Origin of the sequence: Pseudorhodobacter sp. W20_MBD10_FR17 (assembly GCF_052119765.1) — a bacterium.
Taxonomy (GTDB): domain Bacteria; phylum Pseudomonadota; class Alphaproteobacteria; order Rhodobacterales; family Rhodobacteraceae; genus Pseudorhodobacter.
In genome coordinates this window covers 1-17,429 of the sequence record NZ_JBGQOQ010000048.1, presented here as the reverse complement: position 1 = coordinate 17,429, position 17,429 = coordinate 1, and the positions used below count along the sequence as shown (strand labels likewise).

19 protein-coding genes are annotated in these 17,429 nt (G+C 56.3%); 10 read left to right on the top strand and 9 right to left on the bottom strand.

What is annotated here, in order from left to right; all coding sequences use genetic code 11:
- Nucleotides 1-222: 222 nt before the first annotated feature.
- The 3 genes from ACEN2J_RS18935 to ACEN2J_RS18925 are packed head-to-tail and all read left to right on the top strand — an operon-like array spanning nt 223 to nt 2,130.
- Nucleotides 223-1,326 (top strand): polysaccharide biosynthesis/export family protein, encoded by a 1,104-nt coding sequence (locus ACEN2J_RS18935; RefSeq protein ID WP_442108061.1) that lies wholly within the window; start codon nt 223-225, stop codon nt 1,324-1,326.
- Nucleotides 1,327-1,376: 50 nt separating this feature from the next.
- The gene (locus ACEN2J_RS18930; RefSeq protein ID WP_442108059.1) at nt 1,377-1,742 is read left to right on the top strand and encodes an ectoine synthase; all 366 of its coding nucleotides are present in this window, start codon (nt 1,377-1,379) and stop codon (nt 1,740-1,742) included.
- Nucleotides 1,726-2,130: an acyl-CoA thioesterase gene (locus tag ACEN2J_RS18925; RefSeq protein ID WP_442108057.1), complete on the top strand. Its 405-nt coding sequence runs from the start codon at nt 1,726-1,728 to the stop codon at nt 2,128-2,130. The genes ACEN2J_RS18930 and ACEN2J_RS18925 overlap by 17 nt, the downstream gene beginning before the upstream one ends.
- A 183-nt stretch (nt 2,131-2,313) precedes the next feature.
- Here ACEN2J_RS18925 and ACEN2J_RS18920 read toward each other — a convergent pair whose 3' ends face one another.
- Nucleotides 2,314-3,210 carry a GIY-YIG nuclease family protein gene (locus tag ACEN2J_RS18920; RefSeq protein WP_442108055.1) on the bottom strand — a complete coding sequence of 299 codons (897 nt, stop codon included), beginning with the start codon at nt 3,208-3,210 and terminating at the stop codon, nt 2,314-2,316.
- A gap of 11 nt (nt 3,211-3,221) precedes the next feature.
- Nucleotides 3,222-4,877 (bottom strand): energy-dependent translational throttle protein EttA, encoded by a 1,656-nt coding sequence (gene ettA, locus ACEN2J_RS18915; RefSeq protein ID WP_442108054.1) that lies wholly within the window; start codon nt 4,875-4,877, stop codon nt 3,222-3,224.
- A 345-nt stretch (nt 4,878-5,222) separates the two neighbouring features.
- Here ettA and ACEN2J_RS18910 point away from each other — a divergent pair, with 345 nt between their 5' ends.
- Both ACEN2J_RS18910 and dacB read left to right on the top strand, forming a co-directional pair.
- A complete protein-coding gene (locus ACEN2J_RS18910) occupies nt 5,223-5,846 on the top strand; it encodes a nicotinate-nucleotide adenylyltransferase (RefSeq protein ID WP_442108052.1) in 624 nt (207 codons plus the stop codon).
- 63 nt (nt 5,847-5,909) lie between these two features.
- Nucleotides 5,910-7,364 (top strand): D-alanyl-D-alanine carboxypeptidase/D-alanyl-D-alanine endopeptidase, encoded by a 1,455-nt coding sequence (gene dacB / locus ACEN2J_RS18905; RefSeq protein ID WP_442108050.1) that lies wholly within the window; start codon nt 5,910-5,912, stop codon nt 7,362-7,364.
- A gap of 24 nt (nt 7,365-7,388) precedes the next feature.
- Here the strand turns inward: dacB and ACEN2J_RS18900 are convergent, their stop codons facing one another.
- Nucleotides 7,389-7,811 (bottom strand): tellurite resistance TerB family protein, encoded by a 423-nt coding sequence (locus ACEN2J_RS18900; protein ID WP_442108048.1) that lies wholly within the window; start codon nt 7,809-7,811, stop codon nt 7,389-7,391.
- Between the two features lie 119 nt (nt 7,812-7,930).
- Between ACEN2J_RS18900 and ACEN2J_RS18895 the strand changes: the two genes are divergently transcribed.
- Entirely contained in the window at nt 7,931-9,511 is a 1,581-nt protein-coding gene (locus ACEN2J_RS18895; protein ID WP_442108046.1) for a lysine--tRNA ligase, read from the top strand.
- A gap of 76 nt (nt 9,512-9,587) precedes the next feature.
- Here ACEN2J_RS18895 and ACEN2J_RS18890 read toward each other — a convergent pair whose 3' ends face one another.
- Nucleotides 9,588-10,301 (bottom strand): hypothetical protein, encoded by a 714-nt coding sequence (locus ACEN2J_RS18890; RefSeq protein WP_442108044.1) that lies wholly within the window; start codon nt 10,299-10,301, stop codon nt 9,588-9,590.
- A 167-nt stretch (nt 10,302-10,468) separates the two neighbouring features.
- Between ACEN2J_RS18890 and ACEN2J_RS18885 the strand changes: the two genes are divergently transcribed.
- The 4 genes from ACEN2J_RS18885 to ACEN2J_RS18870 all read left to right on the top strand — a co-directional run bounded on the left by ACEN2J_RS18885 (nt 10,469) and on the right by ACEN2J_RS18870 (nt 12,349).
- Nucleotides 10,469-10,879, top strand: a complete 411-nt coding sequence (locus tag ACEN2J_RS18885; protein ID WP_442108042.1) for a DUF4864 domain-containing protein — start codon at nt 10,469-10,471, stop codon at nt 10,877-10,879.
- A gap of 146 nt (nt 10,880-11,025) precedes the next feature.
- Nucleotides 11,026-11,313, top strand: coding sequence for a 50S ribosomal protein L28 (gene rpmB / locus ACEN2J_RS18880; RefSeq protein ID WP_442108040.1), 288 nt, complete (start codon nt 11,026-11,028; stop codon nt 11,311-11,313).
- Between the two features lie 112 nt (nt 11,314-11,425).
- The gene (locus ACEN2J_RS18875) at nt 11,426-11,791 is read left to right on the top strand and encodes a hypothetical protein (protein ID WP_442108038.1); all 366 of its coding nucleotides are present in this window, start codon (nt 11,426-11,428) and stop codon (nt 11,789-11,791) included.
- A 42-nt stretch (nt 11,792-11,833) separates the two neighbouring features.
- Nucleotides 11,834-12,349: a copper chaperone PCu(A)C gene (locus tag ACEN2J_RS18870; RefSeq protein WP_442108036.1), complete on the top strand. Its 516-nt coding sequence runs from the start codon at nt 11,834-11,836 to the stop codon at nt 12,347-12,349.
- Nucleotides 12,350-12,485: 136 nt separating this feature from the next.
- On the opposite strand, the gene ACEN2J_RS18865 is transcribed toward ACEN2J_RS18870, so the two are convergent.
- The 5 genes from ACEN2J_RS18865 to ACEN2J_RS18845 all read right to left on the bottom strand — a co-directional run.
- Complete coding sequence (locus tag ACEN2J_RS18865) at nt 12,486-12,791, bottom strand: hypothetical protein (RefSeq protein WP_442108034.1); 306 nt, start codon at nt 12,789-12,791, stop codon at nt 12,486-12,488.
- 189 nt (nt 12,792-12,980) lie between these two features.
- Entirely contained in the window at nt 12,981-14,009 is a 1,029-nt protein-coding gene (locus ACEN2J_RS18860) for a hypothetical protein (RefSeq protein WP_442108032.1), read from the bottom strand.
- A 71-nt stretch (nt 14,010-14,080) separates the two neighbouring features.
- Nucleotides 14,081-15,709, bottom strand: coding sequence for an AMP-binding protein (locus ACEN2J_RS18855; RefSeq protein ID WP_442108030.1), 1,629 nt, complete (start codon nt 15,707-15,709; stop codon nt 14,081-14,083).
- Between the two features lie 119 nt (nt 15,710-15,828).
- A complete protein-coding gene (locus ACEN2J_RS18850; protein ID WP_442108028.1) occupies nt 15,829-16,419 on the bottom strand; it encodes a thymidine kinase in 591 nt (196 codons plus the stop codon).
- Nucleotides 16,420-17,052: 633 nt separating this feature from the next.
- A partial coding sequence (locus tag ACEN2J_RS18845) for a transposase (protein ID WP_442108026.1) occupies nt 17,053-17,429 on the bottom strand: 377 nt, incomplete at its 5' end.

Here is a 17,429-nt window from a genome sequence, read left to right as displayed (position 1 = left end):
ACGGAATTGAAGCCACAACCCCAGACCAGATCGCCGCATGACCGACAAGCCTCAAACACCAGATTTGACAATAACTCGACAATGTCAGGTTGTGGCCAATTCAGCTCATGTAGGACACAGTTTGCGCTTTTTTTGGGGCGGTACTACCCTGAGATGTGGCTCTTAATGACGACAGGCGTTACTTTGCCGTTAATGCAGAAGATCTGGGAATTGGGGGCTGTCTTGCGCTTGAAACTAATTTGCGCCTTGGCGATTGCGGGCATTGCCCTTTCCGGATGCAGCCTTCCGCGCGGTGCGGGTATAACTTCCGAAGTGTTGCACGAACAAAATGCAAAAGAGCCGACGTTTTCGGTGGTGGCCGTCAGTCGCAGCAATGTCGCGCAAGTGGCCAGTTGGCCCGTCACAGGGTGGAGCGGCGGCTACAATTGGATTCCAGCCAAGGGCGGCCCAAACGGTGTTTCCATCGTGTCTGGTGATCACGTTAAGTTGGTGATTTGGGACAGTCAGGACAATTCTTTGCTAACCGCAGCGGCCCAAAAACAAGTATCGTTTGCGCCGATGGAGGTTTCCCCACAGGGCACCATATTTGTGCCGTATCTTGGCGAAATCGTTGTGAATGGACTGACCCCAAGCGCCGCCCGCGAAGTGGTGCAAAAGGCGATGGAGCCGATTGCCGCGACCGCGCAGGTTCAACTTAGCGTTGAGGCGGGAATGCGCAATTCAGTTGACCTTGTCAGCGGCGCTGGCAAGCCCGGAACCTACCCGTTGCCAACCCGCAATTACACAATCCTTACGCTTTTGGCCGAAGGTGGCGGCATTGACCCAACCCTTAAAAACCCGCTCGTCCGGCTGATCCGCGATTCTAAAACCTATGAAATCCGTGCTGATCGGCTGTTCGCCGAGGCGAACAAGAATACGACGTTGCGTGGCGGTGACAAAGTTATCGTGCGCGAAGATGATCGTTATTTTACCTCGCTGGGCGCTACGGGCAGTGAAAACCTGATTGGCTTTGAACGAGAGTCGATCACGGCCCTTGAAGCGATGTCTTTGGTCGGCGGCTTGAATGGTAGCCGCGCCAATCCAAAGGGCGTTTTGATCTTGCGGGAATATCCGCAGAAAGCGCTTCGCGCGGATGGTCTGAAAGGGCCGAAAATGCGCAATGTTATTTTCACCTTTGATCTGACGACGGCAGATGGGCTGTTTGCTGCGCGGAACTTTAAGGTAAATCCTATGGATACCGTATTGGCGACCGAGTCTCCTTTGGCCACGGCAAACACAGTATTTGGGCTGATGCGGACAGTTGTGGGGTTGAACAACGCGCTCTGATAGAACAGCGTGGCGGCTAAAGTGTTCCTTATTCTAAAAAAGGGGGCGGCATGATTGTTCGAAGCCTTAGCCAAGTGATCGGCTCGGCGCATGATGTAACCGGCCCGGGCTGGAACAGCCGCCGTTTGCTGACTGCGCCTGACGGTATGGGCTACACCATGACCGATACGATCATCTTGGCCGGTGCCGAGATGACGCTGGACTACAAATCCCATCTTGAGGCGTGTTATTGTATTTCGGGCCGTGGTGAGATTGAAGATTTGGCGACAGGGCAGGTGCATCCGATCACGCCGGGGGTAATCTATGCCCTGAACGCGCATGACCGCCATACCCTGCGCGCCTTTGATGAAATGCGGCTGGTATGTACCTTTACGCCCGCGCTGACAGGAGAAGAAGTGCATGGAAAAGGCTATTGAAACGGGCACAGATGCTGGCCCCGAGGGCGAGCTGACGCTGCGCACTTTGGCGATGCCGCGTGATGTGAATACCAATGGCGATATCTTTGGTGGCTGGGTGCTAAGCCAGATGGACATCGCGGCGGGGATCATTGCCGGTGAGCGCGCCAATGGCCGCGTGACCACTGTCGCGCTGGACGCGATGAAGTTTATCCGGCCCGTGGGCGTGGGCGATGTGCTGTGCATCTATGGCCGCGTTATCCGCGTTGGACGTACCTCGATGGGCATAGAGATAGAAGCATGGGTGCGCCGTGGCCGCTTTGGCGCGCGCGAAAAGGTGACAGAAGCGGTGTTTACCTTTGTGGCGATCGATGATGCAGGGCGGCCACGGGTGGTGGAAAAGCGTTAAGTGTCTTTGCTTTAAAGTACGGGCTTAAAAGAACCCAAATACGTAAAGCAGGATAATCACGACGACAGGAACCCCCATAAACCAAGCGACAATACCTTTCATGATCTTCTCCATTTGCTGTTGCTATGGGAAGAACGCGTGTGGGGTGGGATTGGTTCCTTTTGGGGGGCTAAGTGCGATTTCTTACTCTGCAGCCTGTACTTTGGCATCAGACCATTGACCATAAGTGATGCTTTGGCCATCGACCAGCCAATCTGTTCGGCCGTTTCTGCTTGTTCCAAAAAGAAATACGGCTGCGGCACTTGGGCTTGTGAAGCCGATATCTTGCTGTAAACGAAATGTCTTGTCGTCCAGTTTAACGGCGCGCCCACTTTCGAGCGCTTGATCTCTTTGATTTCGGTTGCGATCATTAAAGGATGGGGCAACGTTTAAGCTTCCTGTTGCGCCTGCCAATATGACAAACTCCCCGTCCGCTTCGACTGCCGTTGCGATAATTCCCTTTGCGGAATTCCTCAAATAAAACTTAGTTTGTGGCTCTTCAGGGGGGAAATTAGGCTGCGGCCTAATCTGCGGTTTTCGAAAGAAATCCACCCCGATAACCGGAAGCACCAGCTGAAGCTCTTCAAGGAACGTTTCCATATCCGAGATGTCCGCCTCTGGAAGCTTGTCGAAAGTTGGTTCCGTTTTGTTCTGGAGTTCGCACTTTTTGGCGTCTGTTAGGAGCGAGATCAGACGACCTTCAAGATATTTTACATGCGCCTTTGTAAGGTTCATGTCTTTGCTTGTGACCGCAATAAAGCGGTCCCAATAGTCTTTTTCATTGTCGCGCGAATGGATGCGAAGACGCACCGAAAAATCATCACCCTCCCCCACATAAACGGAGGGGAGATCTGCGCCAAAAGAGTCGCTGTAAAGAATGTATATCCCAGTTCTTTTGAGTTCTTCGCGTTTCAGTGCTGCTTCAAGTCGTGTCCTCGGCGCGGCAAGGGCATGACCAGTCCAGTTGATGATTTCTGCAGTAAGGATCCCTGTTGCGGACCCCTCTGCGAGAAATAGTTTTACTGATCTGCCCTTGCCCAATGCCGCATTCCTTACCGCGCAAAGCGTTTGTACTTCGCCCGTTTTGGCTCCAACGCATCTGGACCCAAGCGGCGGATTTTGTCCTGCTCGTAGTCTTCAAAGTTGCCCTCGAACCATTCCACATGCGCGTCGCCTTCGAACGCGAGCATATGCGTGCAGAGGCGGTCGAGGAAAAAGCGGTCGTGCGAGATGATGATCGCGCAGCCGGCGAAATCCTCAATCGCTTGTTCCAGCGCTTGCAGGGTTTCCACGTCCAAATCGTTGGTCGGTTCATCAAGCAGCAGCACGTTCCCGCCCGAGCGCAGCAGTTTCGCCATGTGCACGCGGTTCCGCTCACCACCCGACAGCAGGCCAACCTTTTTCTGCTGGTCAGTGCCTTTAAAGTTGAACGAACCGGCATAAACGCGGCTGTTCACTTCCATGTCGCCAAGGTGAATGACCTCGGCCCCGCCCGAGATTTCCTCCCACGCGGTGGCATTCGGGTCGAGGCTGTCGCGCGACTGGTCAACATAGGCCAGCTGCACGGTGTCGCCCAAGGTGATCGTGCCCTCATCCGGCTTCTCTTGTCCGGTGATCATGCGGAACAGCGTCGATTTACCCGCGCCGTTCGGGCCGATAACCCCAACAATCGCCCCGGGTGGGATGGTAAACGTCAGGTTTTCCATCAACTGCTTGTCGCCCATATGCTTGGATAGGCCGACAACCTCGATGACCTTATTCCCGAGGCGTTCGCCGTTCGGAATAACGATCTGCGCGGTGGTTGACCGTTCCATAACCGTTTGACCAGCCATTTCATTATAGCGTGCAATACGGGCCTTGCCTTTGGATTGGCGGGCCTTGGCACCAGAACGGATCCACTCCAGTTCCTTTTCCAGCGCCTTTTGCTTGGTCTTGTCCTCGCGCGATTCCTGCTGCATCCGCTTGGCCTTTTGTTCCAGCCATGCGGAATAGTTGCCCTCATACGGAATGCCGCGACCGCGGTCGAGTTCCAGAATCCAGCTGGTGATATCGTCAAGGAAGTAACGGTCGTGCGTGACGATCAGGATCGTGCCTTTGTAATTGATCAGGTGCTTTTGCAGCCAAGCAATCGATTCGGCGTCAAGGTGGTTGGTCGGCTCGTCAAGCAGCAGCATGTCTGGCTCTTCCAGCAACAGCTTGCACAGCGCGATGCGGCGGCGTTCGCCGCCCGACAAATCCTCAACATTCGCGTCATCGGGCGGGCAGCGCAAAGCGTCCATTGCCACGCCGACAGTTGCGTCCAGTTCCCACAGGTTGCCCGCGTCTATCTGGTCTTGCAGGTTCGCCATCTCGTCAGCGGTTTCATCCGAATAGTTCATCGCCAATTCGTTGTAACGCTCTAGAATCGCGGTCTTACTTGCCACGCCGAGCATGACGTTTTCTTTGGCGGTCAGCTTTGGGTCAAGGTGCGGTTCCTGCGCCAGATAACCCACGCGCGCGCCTTTGGCGGCCCATGCTTCGCCTTTGAAATCTTTGTCCATACCGGCCATGATTTTCAGCAGGGTCGATTTACCCGCGCCGTTCACGCCGACCACACCGATTTTCACGCCGGGGAGAAAGTTCAGTTGAATATTTTCAAAGCATTTCTTGCCACCCGGATAGGTCTTTGACACGCCGTCCATGTGGTAGATGTATTGATAGCTGGCCATGATAGTGCTCCTGATCCGTTGTTAAGCGCTATGTAGCGATTGTTGTGGACAAGGGCAACAATGCGTCGAAAGCTTTGGCTAAAGCTGCGCGCAAGCGCCTGTCGGTTGTGTTCGGCTATATTAGACCGACATTTTATGTGCAGACAGTTCTCGACAGCGCCAAAGCTGTCTGCCAAAGCTGCGGTTTAATAGCGTTTTAAACGATATATGGCGATTGGGTCTGACAGGTTTATCACAAAAAGGCCGTCCGAGGGGGGCCCTGATGCGGAGGCAAGGAAGATAGCGCTTTATCCAAATTGCCACAGCCAGACAGGTCTTGGCGCGCAGCGAAAGTAGTTTTGAAATATGCGGCAAGGATTTCCAATCGCGACCAAGGGGATGGTCATCGGCCTGTTGGGCGGGTCGTTTGACCCTGCCCACGAAGGCCATGCGCATCTGACGCGCGAGGCGATCAAACGGTTCGGGTTGGATAGGGTGTGGTGGTTGGTGTCGCCCGGTAATCCGCTAAAGGCGCGTCAACCTGCGCCGATGGCCGACCGATTGGCGCAGGCGCAGGTGGTGATGGATGATCCGCGTGTGATTGTAACCGATATCGAGGCGCGTCTGGGCACACGCTATACCGCCGAGACGCTAAAGGCCCTGACCGCCCGCTATCCGGATGTGCGGTTTGTCTGGCTGATGGGGGCCGATAACCTGTTGCAGTTTGACCAATGGGACCGCTGGCAAGACATCATGCACATGGTGCCCGTGGGCGTTTTGGCCCGCCCCGGTAGCCGCATTCAAGCGCGGCTGTCCAAGACTGCCGAGGTGTTTTGGCGCGCGCGTGTACCGGATGGACTGGCGCAAACTTTGGCCCACGGTGCGCTGCCGCGATGGTGTTTTCTGAACATGCCTTTACGCAACGCCTCGTCCAGTGCCATTCGTGCGCGGGGGGAATGGGTCGGGCAGATCAGCAAAAAGCCTGAGTAGGGGTGCTGGACGTTTGCGTCTGCCTTGGGGTAGGTTTGTGATGGGTGTTGTGGGGGATCGGTGATGTATTCTAGACGTTGGGTTTTAACGGCGCTTTTGGCCAGCGCAGCCGTTCCCGGCTGTGCCGAAGCACCGGCGCGTTCACCGCGTCCGGCGTCAAAGCCCGGCTCTGGCATCGCGCGGTCGGGCGGCAGTGATGCGATCGTGTCGGCGGCAGGCCTGGGGGGCACCGTGGGCTTTGTCGTCATGGACAGCCGCAGCGGCAAAATCATCGAAGCTATGAATGAAACAGTGGGCCAACCGCCAGCCTCGGTGGCCAAGGCAATGACCAGCTTTTACGCGCTTGACCGGCTGGGCGCCAGCTATCGCTATGCAACGCGCGTTATGACCACAGGGCCGGTTCAAGGCGGGCGGCTGCAAGGCGACTTGATTTTGGTTGGCAGCGGCGACCCCAGCCTTGATACAGACCGCTTGGGCGATCTTGCGCAGACCTTGGCCGCCAAAGGGATCACCGAGATCAGCGGCCGCTACCTCGCCTTTGCTGGCGGTATTCCGCATATTGATGAAATTGACCACGAACAGCCTGATTTCGTGGGCTATAACCCTGCGGTTTCTGGGTTGAACCTGAACTATAACCGCGTGAATTTTGAATGGCGGCGTGGCAATAACGGCTATAATATTTCAATGGATGCGCGCGGCAAACGCTTTATCCCTGCCGTGGCGATGGCAAGCGTTAGCGCTGTGCCGCGCGAGGCACCGCTGTTTGCCTATAAGGCCGCCAATGACCGTGACACATGGACAGTGGCGCAAGCCGCGCTGGGCAAGGCAGGCAGCCGTTGGTTGCCCGTGCGCCACCCCGAGATATACACCGCCGAGGTGTTTGCCACCTTGATGCGTGCGCATGGCCTGCGCCTGCCCGAGGCATCGCTTATCGGTGCCCTGCCCGCAGGCGCGGTTGTCGCCGAGACGCGCAGCGATGCGCTGTCCGAGGTGATGCGCGATATGTTGAAATATTCGACCAACATGACGGCCGAGGCGCTGGGCCTTACGGCATCTGGCGCGGCAGGCCTAAAGGCCTCGGCGGCGCAGATGCAGGCTTGGGCTGCGGCCAAGCACGGCATTAGCAGCCGCTTTGTCGATCACTCTGGCCTTGGCGGAGATTCGCGGATTTCGGCAAACGATATGGCCAAGGCGTTTCATGCCGCGCGGGGCGGCATGTTGCCAGACCTTTTGAAACAGCAAGGCTTGCGCGGTGCGGATGGCAAAGAGATCAAAAATCACCCCACCCGCGTTGTGGCCAAAACCGGCACGCTGAACTTTGTGTCCGGCCTTGCGGGCTATGTGCAGCCTACGTCCGGCAAAGAGTTGACCTTTGCGATCTTTAGCGCCGATACAGCGCGGCGGGATGCGCTGTCGATGTCGGAACGTGAACAGCCCAAGGGCGGGTCGCAATGGACACGGCGGGCCCGCGATATGCAGGCCAAACTGATCAGCCACTGGGCGGCGCAATACACCTGAGGCGGCGTGCGCATACCGTTTGCGTCAGACTGTCATATGCCGTGCGCGCGCGCCACGCTCAATCGCGGCAGCGTGCAGGCGGTCAATTGCCAGCTCATCACGGATTTCCTGCAAGAATTGCAGCTCTTGTTCATAAAGCGTGCCATCGGCTGCGGCCACATCGCAGGCCAGAGCATAAGCCGTTTCAAACAGCTTTTCCGGCAGCGCGTCTTGAATTAACCCGAAAAACGCATCAAGCCCGTCTTCTTCTTCAAGCAAATCAAATACCACGCCTGACACTTGTGCAAAGCGGTCTGGGTCATAGCCTGCGAATACCGGCAGGTGGTTGACGATGCGCTGAATCGCCACCAGTTCGGACGTGCGCAAGTTTTCATCAGATGCCGACACGGCGACCATAATTGCCAAAAGCGCGTCTTGGGCGGTTATTGTGGCAAGTGTATCGGGCATCGGTTTCGTCCTTATATGGGTCATTTGGGTACAGATTATTGACCTATTGGCGGCGGGGCAATAGGAGTGGCCGGTCTATGACAACACGGTGTTGTTATACCAATATAAGGATGAGGGATATGTCTGCCCTGCGTGAAGCTGCGATGACGTCGAAAGCCTGGCCTTTTGAAGAGGCACGCGCGCTGCTGAAACGCTATGCCAAGAAAGCGCCGGAAAAGGGCTATGTGCTGTTTGAAACCGGCTATGGCCCCAGCGGCCTGCCGCATATCGGCACCTTTGGCGAGGTGGCACGCACAACCATGATCCGCCGCGCGTTTGAAGCTATTTCCGACATACCCACCCGTCTTATCTGTTTTTCGGATGATGTGGACGGCATGCGCAAAGTGCCCAGCAACGTGCCGCAGCAGGACATGCTGCGCGAGCACATGCAAAAGCCTTTGACCACCGTGCCCGACCCGTATGGCGAATATGAAAGCTTTGGCCATCACAACAACGCCATGCTGCGCCGTTTCCTTGATACCTTCGGGTTCGAGTATGAATTCATCAGCGCGTCCGAGTTTTACAAATCGGGGCAGTTTGATGATGTTTTGCGGCTGTGCGTTGAGCGCTATGACGCGATCATGGCGATCATGCTGAAATCCCTGCGGGAAGAGCGTCAGCAAACCTATTCGGCGTTTTTGCCGATTCACCCCGAAACCGGGCGGGTTTTGTATGTGCCGATGAAGAAAGTCGATGCCACCAACCACACCATCACCTTTGATGATGAGGATGGCCGTGAGTGGACGCTGCCCGTGACCGGCGGCAATGTTAAGTTGCAGTGGAAGCCCGATTTCGGCGCGCGCTGGGCGGCGTTGGACGTCGACTTTGAGATGTATGGCAAAGATCATTCGACCAACACCCCGATCTATGACGGGATTTGTGAGGCACTGGGCGGGCGCAAACCCAACCATATGACCTATGAGTTGTTCCTTGATGCGGATGGTCACAAGATCAGCAAATCCAGCGGCAACGGCCTGACAATCGATGAATGGCTAACCTATGCCAGCACCGAAAGCCTGTCGTACTTCATGTATCAAAAGCCCAAAACCGCCAAGCGGATGCATTTTGATGTGATCCCGCGTGCGATGGATGAATACCATCAGCAGCTGCGCGCCTATGCGGGCCAAGATATTGCGGCGCAGTTGAACAACCCTGTGTGGCACATCCACTCCGGCAACCCACCCGAAAGCAAAATGGTGGTGCCGTTCTCGATGTTGCTGAACCTTGCCAGCGTGTCGGCGGCATCGGATGCGGCGGGCCTCTGGGGCTTTATCAAGCGGTATGCGCCTGAGGCATCGCCTGAAACGCACCCCGATTTAGATGCGGCGGCGGGCTATGCGGTGCGCTATTTCGCCGATTTCGTGGCGCCAAAGCGGGTGTTCCGCCTGCCCACCGATCAAGAGCGCGCGGCTATGGAAGATATGCGCGCCCGTCTGGCCGCTTGGGAGGGTGGCTTGGACGCCGAGGCGCTGCAAAGCATGGTCTTTGCTGTTGGCAAAGATCACGGGTTCGAAAACCTGCGTGAGTGGTTCAAGGCGCTGTACGAAGTGCTGCTTGGTGCCAGCGAAGGCCCCCGCTTTGGCGGTTTTATCGCGCTTTACGGTGTCAAAGAATCACTGGCATTGATTGACCGTGGCCTTGCGGGCGAATTGCTGGGTTAAAGACTGCCCAACGCCGCCAAGCCAACGCTGCAAAGATCGGCCCCGCGATACGCTGCGGGGCCGAAAGTTTATGTGCTTAGCCGAATTTAAGAAACAGCTTGGAATAGGGAACCTTTAGCCCGCCAATGGCCGCCTTTACGGCCGCTTCGTCGGCAGCCCGTGCCGCAGTCAGCAACGCGTCAACGGATGCAAGCATCGCCGATGATAAGCTGTTGTACTCTGCGTCACCCTCGGTGCCAGCAGGCGGAAGCACCGCGATGTCTTGGGCCAAATAATCCAACACGACTGCATGTTCCAACACCCGCTGCATGGCGGCTGCATCCAGCACCGTCAAATCCAACTCTAGGACATGTTCCATCTCGGCATGGTATGCGTTCATGCGGTCAGAGAACCGCTCGATGCCATTGCGGGCGTGCAGCGCGCTAAAAGACTCACGTACCGCCTCTAACGTCAGGTGCGATGCGGCGAGGTCGCCGCTTGTGACCTCGTCTTGCGCTTTGGCGAGGGTCTTGCTGACCTCGGCGGTCATGTCTGGCCAAAGGGTATCGTCTTCATATTGCGGGGGCGGAGTCTGGCCATAGCTTGCCAACAGGCCTTGCCATTGCTGTTCCATTCCTGCCATCGCGGCCGCCGATTTTTCGGCATTGCCCGAGTTTGTGGCGAACAGTGCAACCCTATAGCTGGCATACATGCCGTCAAAGGCTGCATCAAATTCTGCTACAGGGCCAGCGAAGGCTGGCTGGCAAGCGAGTGTAAAAGCGATGGGAAGAAGGGCGAATACACGTTTCATGCTGTGTCCGATCTGTGTTGTTACGATGAGCCGATTCTCGCACTCTTCTGGCCCTGCGGCTCTGATTTAGATCATCTCAACCGCATCACGGCGGTACTAGCGGCGCATTTGTCCCGCTCATTTTTCGGGCTAGATTATGGTCTGAAACATATGCGGAGGGCTACAGAGTGCGAAAGTTTGTCTATGCTATGATCCTGATATGCGCGCATCCCGTGTTTGTGATGGCGCAAGAGGGGGCGAGGGCGACCCCTCAATCAACTATAAATGGCCAGTTAGATGCTTTTCAGGCCGATGATTTTGCCCGCGCTTTTGGCTTTGCTTCGCCGACAATCAAAGATATTTTTGGCACGGCAGACCGTTTTGGCGCCATGGTCCAAAACGGGTATCCAATGGTGTTTCGGCCCAAGTCTGTAAGGATGTTGGGGATTCGAGAGGTTGACGGGCAGATTTGGCAACAGGTAATGATCACTGATGAAAGCGGGAAAACCCATCTGCTGGATTACCAGATGATCGAGACGCCTGAGGGCTGGCAGATAAATGCAGTGCAGCTTTTGCTCCAAACGGGTGTTGGGGCGTGAAAACTCGGCGATCACGGACTTGCCCGCTTGACTGTGCCTGCGATTCCCCATAACAGACGCTGATAGAATTTTGGCATGCTGAAAACTGCAGCGGCCTTTGATGTTGATGTGACGCCCTTAGGGCGTTGAATACAAGGATCACGACTATGTCGCGCGTCTGCGAACTGAGCGGTAAAGGCCCAATGACTGGCAACACTGTCAGCCACGCCAAAAACAGAAACCGTCGCCGGTTTCTGCCAAACCTGAATGATGTCACGTTGTTGTCCGACGTGCTCGGTCAGTCTTTCTCTCTGCGTATTTCTGCTGCTGCCCTGCGCACAGTAGATCACCGCGGTGGGTTTGACGCATTCTTGGCAAAAGCCAAAAATGACGAGCTTTCGCCAAAAGCGCTGAAGATCAAAAAAGAAGTTGAAAAGGCACAGGCAGTAGCCTGATTGCTTTGCAATTTCAACGCATGGCCCCGCGGCAAGCGGGGCTTTTTGCGTTTGAGTGACCTGCGCTGAAATGACCCTTTTACAAAGGGCCGTGCCTGTATAACAAAGTCGCATGCTTCGGATAGTCCGCCCCATCAGCCTTGTTTTGCTCTGCCTTGCGCTAGTCGCGGGCAGCGTCTCTATGGCTGTGGCAAAGGGGCAGGCCGCTGCCATGTCAAACGGTGGCACGACGATCGTCATTTGCTCGGGTTATGGCGTACTCAGCATCACTTTGGACGATCAGGGAAACCCTGTTGGCCCGGTGCACCCATGCCCGGAGTGTCTTGCTGGTTTGGCAGCCTATTTGCCGCCCGACAGCCCAACCATCGCAGCCTTAACCAGCGCAGGCGAACGGGTTGTCGCAATTGGGCTAAGCACGCGGCCCCGCGCCGCAGACGTGCTGGTTACGCGGGCGAGAGGGCCGCCATTGATGGGTTGAGCGTCGCCGTTTCAAATCCATATCCAATGAAAGACCAAACACATGATCTCTAAATCCCTCTTCGCAGCGGCGTCAGCCGCTTTTCTAGCTATCGCTGCGGCACCTGTGGCCTTTGCCGCCGACATCACCATCGTCGATCCCTACATGCGCGTTTCGGGCGCAATGGCCACCAGTGGCGCGGCCTTTATGACGATCGAAAACCACGGCGCCGAAGATCGTCTGATCGACGCCCATTCGGATATTGCCCAAAAGGTTGAACTGCATACCCACCTGCAAGACGCTAATGGCGTGATGAAAATGGTGCATGTCGAGGAAGGCTTTCCTATTGCCGCTGGCGAAAACCACATGCTGCAACGCGGTGGCGAGCATGTTATGTTCTTGGGCCTGAATACGGTGCCGGTGCAGGGCGATGTTGTTACACTGACGCTGACCTTTGAAAAGGCAGGCGATATTGTTGTCGACGTTCCGGTCGACAATGACCGTACGCCAGAAATGGGAAAAGCTATGGACCATAGCAAAATGGGCCACGGCAAAATGAAATCCGGCACTGGCAACTGATTTGCAACCAATTGACTAACAGGCGGCCCCGATTGGGGCCGTTTTTGTTTGGGGGCACCCGCTTAACGCAAAACACCGACCAATCCCTTAGGCTGGTCGGTGTTGGCTATTGTATTACGCTAAAATCCTAGGTTGATTAGCCGCCGCAATAGGCCGCAGCCGTCTCACCAAAGTTTTTGTAGCGCGCCCAAAACTCGTTGTCGCGGTCACTTTTGGACATGCGAACCTTTTGCGCCTGATCTGGATCTGAAAAGAATTTGGCCGCTTTGCGCTGATCTCCACCCTTCAAGGTCATGTCGGCGACTTGCTGAATACAGCTACAGAGTGCGCGGCTTGCACCCTTACGGTCTGACTTATTACAGGCACTTTCAATTGGTCCCGCAAATGCGGTCATCGGCAGGGCAATTGCCAGCAGGCTTGCTGCGATCAGATGTTTTGTCATGGCTCGGCCTCATTGTTACGCAGGGTATGCCCCGCAGTCATTCCTTATATCGAAGGAACCTTACCGATTCTGGCAAGTTTTTTCAACAAAATTGGGTAAAACGGGCGATTTGTCGCTTAAGCGGAAACCCGGCACCAGTGCTTGGGGGCAGGCTGTGGCGCATCGCAAGATACCGCCCTTTTGGCGGCCCTAGTTTGTACAGATATCTTGTAGGCTAACCCAATCCCCATCGGGCAAAAGCGCGGGGGGAATCACATTGCTGAACGGATCTGCCTCAATCAGGCCCGCAGTGGTTGCACCCGAAGGGTCACGCATGGTCGCATAGGGGGTCGTGGCAAGGCCCGCCGCCTCAAATCGGGCGAGTAAGGTGTCGTCTGACGGTTGTTGCTGTTCGGAATTGATCAGGGTTTCTGCATAGCCGCGTACGGCCGCCTCGGGCAAATTGCCGGTTGTCAGCAGGCGAAAGGTTGCGCTCATGCCTGCGTATTGCAGGAGGTGCAGCATGGGGTCGTTCAGTTCGGCCGCAATGCGGGCCGCAAGGGCAAAGCCTGCGATTGTCTCTGGCCCGTCTCGCTCGGCCAGCAGGGATTCGGGTAGGACAACCAGCCGCCCCGGCAAGGCTTGGGCCATGGTCAGGCCGGTCCGCACCACCACAAGCTCAACCCCGCCGTCCGGCCCAAACAGCCGCCGCGACAGCTTGGCCAGTGCCGCCTTACCGCTTTTGGAATCGCAGGGCTGGCCGGTCAGGCGGGTCAAGTCTGCCAGAGCCTCGTTCCCGATATCTTGGCGCGTGGTGCGGGGCACGAAAGAGGCGGTGTGTTCGACCAGTGCATTGGGCAGCCAAAACACCCCTATGGCCAGAATGCCCACAGCGACCGCACCGAGTAGCGTGTTGCGCAGCCGCCCCCTGTGCGGGCGGGTTGCTTGAATGGCCGCATTCACGGTTTCCAGCGCCGAAATCATCTCGTTATCGTCAATTTCCAAGGTTTCCCCGTCAGAGGCATCCGGCGCATAGAGCGCGGGCATCTCACCGGGGTTCAGCCGTTTAACGGCGGGCAGCGACCAATGGGTCAACGCCACCTCACACTTGGGGTCGGACAATATCAGCGAGGTCGCCCCCAAATTGGCAATAACTTCCCGCCTCTGGCCCTTTGCGTTTTCACGCCACAGACCAGAGCTTTCCAGCTTTTGATATTTTTTCAGGGCCGTAATTGCCATTGATGGCCTTGCCTGCTGCCTTATTTTTCACCACGATAGACGACCGCCAAGGGTTTCACAATCTTACAGCGTCATTCCAACAGCTTTGCGGCGTTGCGTAACAAGAATTTTTGGATTTTTCCGGTTGATGTCTTGGGGAGCTCGCCAAAAACCACCTGTTTGGGGGTTTTAAATCCCGCCAAATGCTCGCGCGCAAAACGGATAAGCTGCGCTTCGGTCACGTCGGCATCTGCTTTCAATTCGACAAAGGCGCAAGGCACCTCGCCCCAAGTGCCGCAAGGCTTGGCCACCACGGCGCAAAGCGACACGGCTGGGTGGTGCATCAGCGCGTTTTCCACCTCGACCGAGCTGACATTCTCGCCCCCGGAAATGATGATATCTTTGGCGCGGTCGGTGATCTTGATGTAGCCGTCAGGGTGTTGAAACGCGATGTCGCCGGAATGGAACCACCCGCCTTCAAACGCCTCGGCGGTGGCTTCGGGGTTCTTGAAATAGCCCTTCATCACGGTATTCCCGCGGATCATAATCTCGCCCTGTGTGGCGCCATCTCGGGGGACGGGCTGCATGGCCGCATTCATCACAACCGCCTGACCGGCCATCGGCTGCACAACGCCGGTGCGCGCCTTGATCGCGGCACGCTCGGCTTGGGGCAGGGCGTCCCATTGCGCATCCCACAGGCATTCGGTGATGTGGCCATAGGTCTCGGTCAGCCCGTAGACCTGTTTGACCGAAAAGCCCAAAGGTTCGATTGCTGCAAGCGTAGCCGCAGCAGGGGGGGCGCCTGCGGTAAAAACTTGTACGATATGGTCAAATGCGCGGCGCTGGTCGGCCTTGGCTTGGATCAGCATATTCAGCACAATCGGCGCACCGCCAAAATGGGAAACGCCATGATCGGCAATCGCATCATAAATCGCGCCTGCGGTTATGTCGCGGCAAAACACAATCGTTCCGCCCACAACCGGCATCATCCAAGTATGCCCCCAGCCATTGCAGTGAAACAATGGTACAATGGTCAAATACGTCGGGTGCATCGTCATGCCCCAACTGACCACGGTGCCCATCGTTAGCAAATACGCCCCACGATGATGGCACACCACACCCTTGGGCCGCCCCGTGGTGCCCGACGTATAGTTCAGCGCGATGCTCTCCCACTCATCTTCCGGCATGTGCCAAGCATCATCCGGATCGCCAAAGTCTAACAGGGCTTCATAGGTCGGATAGCGGCCTGTCGCGGTAAATCCTGCCTCGGTATCGGGTACTTCGATGATATGCGGCGGCGGGCCGGCTTGCAGCTCTATCGCGGCTTCGGCCAGCGGCAAAAAAGCCGTGTCGCACAGCAAAACCACTGCGCCGCCATGGTCAAAGATATAGCCAACTGTGTCGGCCTCTAGCCGCGTGTTGATGGTGTTGATCACGGCGCCACAGGCCGGCACGCCAAAATGGGCCTCGGCATGCGCGGGGACGTTGGGCAGCAAAGTTGCCACTACATCGCCCGGGCGTACCCCATGCGCAGCTAGGGCCGACGCAAGACGGCTGACACGGTCAAAATATTGCCCATAGGTGCGACGGGTTTGGCCATAGATCACAGCGGGCCGATTGGGAAACACATCTGCAGCCCGCGCCAAATGTGACAACGGTGTCAATGCCACATGATTGGCCGCACAACGTTCCAAGCCCGTCTCATCCGTAAGCCAGCCCATAGATCCCCCCGTGGTATTTCTTTGGGGTAGCATGGCCGATTATGGATGAGTCGGTAAAGTCAAATGAGTGGGCCGGAAGGGTTTGTAACCTGTTTGGATCAGATCACCCGCGAAAGGCCTCAGGCGGTTTCGCAATCCCCAACCGCTTGGCGCCAATGTTTGCGGCACAGCGAAACATAGCTCTCATTGCCGCCGATCTGCACCTGATCGCCGTCTTTCAGAACGGCCCCATCCGGCCCTTTGCGCACCACCATTGTCGCCTTTTTACCGCAATGGCAAATGGTGCGCACCTCGCGCATTTCATCGGCCCACGCCAGCAAAGCCGCAGAGCCAGGGAAGAGATTTCCTTGAAAATCAACGCGCAAGCCGTAGCACATAATTGGCACGCCCAAATCATCCACGGCCCGGGCCAACTGCCAAACCTGTGCCTTGGTCAGAAACTGGGCCTCATCAATGAACACACAGGCCACAGGGCCTTTGGCCTGCTGGGCCGCAATTTTGGCGTAAATATCCTCGCCTGGGGCAAAAGTATCAGCGTCTTGTCCAATACCGATGCGACTGGCAATTCGCGCATGGCCCGCCCGCTTGTCCAGCTGGGCGGTGATCAAATAGGTCTTCATCCCGCTTTCGCGATAGTTGTGCGAAGCCTGCAAAAGCGAGGTCGATTTGCCCGCATTCATCGTAGAAAAGTGAAAATACAGCTTTGCCATGCCGCTTGATACCGATGCTTGGCTTCGGTGGAAAGCAGAAATTCTGCTGCCGAACGTTAGGGTAGGCCGTGTCGCGAAGTCTTGCCTGCAAGGCCAGAAAACGCGGGGAGGCAATCGTGTGAACACGCCGTCCCCCCCGCAAAACCTTTTAAAAGGGATTCTGGATGAGTGAAGCAGTATGGGCACTTATTGGCGTTGTAATCGGAGGCGTCTTGACGGGATGCGTAGAGCTATTTCTACAAAGGCGGCAATTTCAGCATGAGATAAGTCTTCTGAAACAGCAAAGGCTCGGCGCCGAAGTTGCAAAGGAAATATTGACGGAGATGCTAAATCACAAGTCGTATGTTGATCGCTCATTTCAAGCGCTAAGAAGGCCGATTGGCGGATTCTCGGACGACGAAGTTCGACAGATGCTCCATGATGTTAATGCTAGGCGTGTTGAACGCGATAACGGTTCGGAATGGTGGTTTCTGCGGTCCCGAACATCGGAGCGTCACAAGAATCCCGAGTGACCTCCGCCACATGTTCGGCCGATGCTGTTGAAAAACTCGTCGGCGACTTCGGAATGGTTTTTGCGCTTCGTAATTTTTCAGTGAGCTTTCGTCAGTTTGAGCAACCGCCAGACCGGTTTTCTCAGCCAATCGGCGCAGATGGGGCCGTTATTGTGCAGAGCTTGGCCAGTTTTCGCAGATTTTGAGCGGTGGCGGCGAGTGTAAACTCGTCTTTCACGCCTAATGGTCCCCTAAGCCTCAGACGGTTGAGGCCCAGGATACGCTTCAGATGCGCGAACAGCATCTCAACTTTCTTACGCCGTTTTTGCGCGATCTCGTTAAACGCAGACGCCGTGCAACTGCGCGCAAAATCACGCACCACCTCGTATTTCCCGCGTTGAAGGCTGCGGGTATCGCTGTTCGGGCAACATTGCGCCTTCAGGGGGCAAGCCTGACAGTCCGCCTTTGTCGCGCGATACTTGCGTGGCTTCATCTCGGTCGAGATGCGGTCCAGATCGG

Excerpts from the sequence above, each read along its gene's own strand:
- ACEN2J_RS18930 (WP_442108059.1), top strand. The coding sequence starts at position 1,377 with ATGATTGTTCGAAGCCTTAGCCAAGTGATCGGCTCGGCGCATGATGTA.
- ACEN2J_RS18925 (WP_442108057.1), top strand. The coding sequence starts at position 1,726 with ATGGAAAAGGCTATTGAAACGGGCACAGATGCTGGCCCCGAGGGCGAG.
- ettA (WP_442108054.1), bottom strand. The coding sequence starts at position 4,877 with ATGGCCAGCTATCAATACATCTACCACATGGACGGCGTGTCAAAGACC.
- ACEN2J_RS18910 (WP_442108052.1), top strand. The coding sequence starts at position 5,223 with ATGCGGCAAGGATTTCCAATCGCGACCAAGGGGATGGTCATCGGCCTG.
- dacB (WP_442108050.1), top strand. The coding sequence starts at position 5,910 with ATGTATTCTAGACGTTGGGTTTTAACGGCGCTTTTGGCCAGCGCAGCC.
- ACEN2J_RS18900 (WP_442108048.1), bottom strand. The coding sequence starts at position 7,811 with ATGCCCGATACACTTGCCACAATAACCGCCCAAGACGCGCTTTTGGCA.
- ACEN2J_RS18895 (WP_442108046.1), top strand. The coding sequence starts at position 7,931 with ATGTCTGCCCTGCGTGAAGCTGCGATGACGTCGAAAGCCTGGCCTTTT.
- ACEN2J_RS18890 (WP_442108044.1), bottom strand. The coding sequence starts at position 10,301 with ATGAAACGTGTATTCGCCCTTCTTCCCATCGCTTTTACACTCGCTTGC.
- rpmB (WP_442108040.1), top strand. The coding sequence starts at position 11,026 with ATGTCGCGCGTCTGCGAACTGAGCGGTAAAGGCCCAATGACTGGCAAC.
- ACEN2J_RS18875 (WP_442108038.1), top strand. The coding sequence starts at position 11,426 with ATGCTTCGGATAGTCCGCCCCATCAGCCTTGTTTTGCTCTGCCTTGCG.
- ACEN2J_RS18870 (WP_442108036.1), top strand. The coding sequence starts at position 11,834 with ATGATCTCTAAATCCCTCTTCGCAGCGGCGTCAGCCGCTTTTCTAGCT.
- ACEN2J_RS18865 (WP_442108034.1), bottom strand. The coding sequence starts at position 12,791 with ATGACAAAACATCTGATCGCAGCAAGCCTGCTGGCAATTGCCCTGCCG.
- ACEN2J_RS18860 (WP_442108032.1), bottom strand. The coding sequence starts at position 14,009 with ATGGCAATTACGGCCCTGAAAAAATATCAAAAGCTGGAAAGCTCTGGT.
- ACEN2J_RS18855 (WP_442108030.1), bottom strand. The coding sequence starts at position 15,709 with ATGGGCTGGCTTACGGATGAGACGGGCTTGGAACGTTGTGCGGCCAAT.
- ACEN2J_RS18850 (WP_442108028.1), bottom strand. The coding sequence starts at position 16,419 with ATGGCAAAGCTGTATTTTCACTTTTCTACGATGAATGCGGGCAAATCG.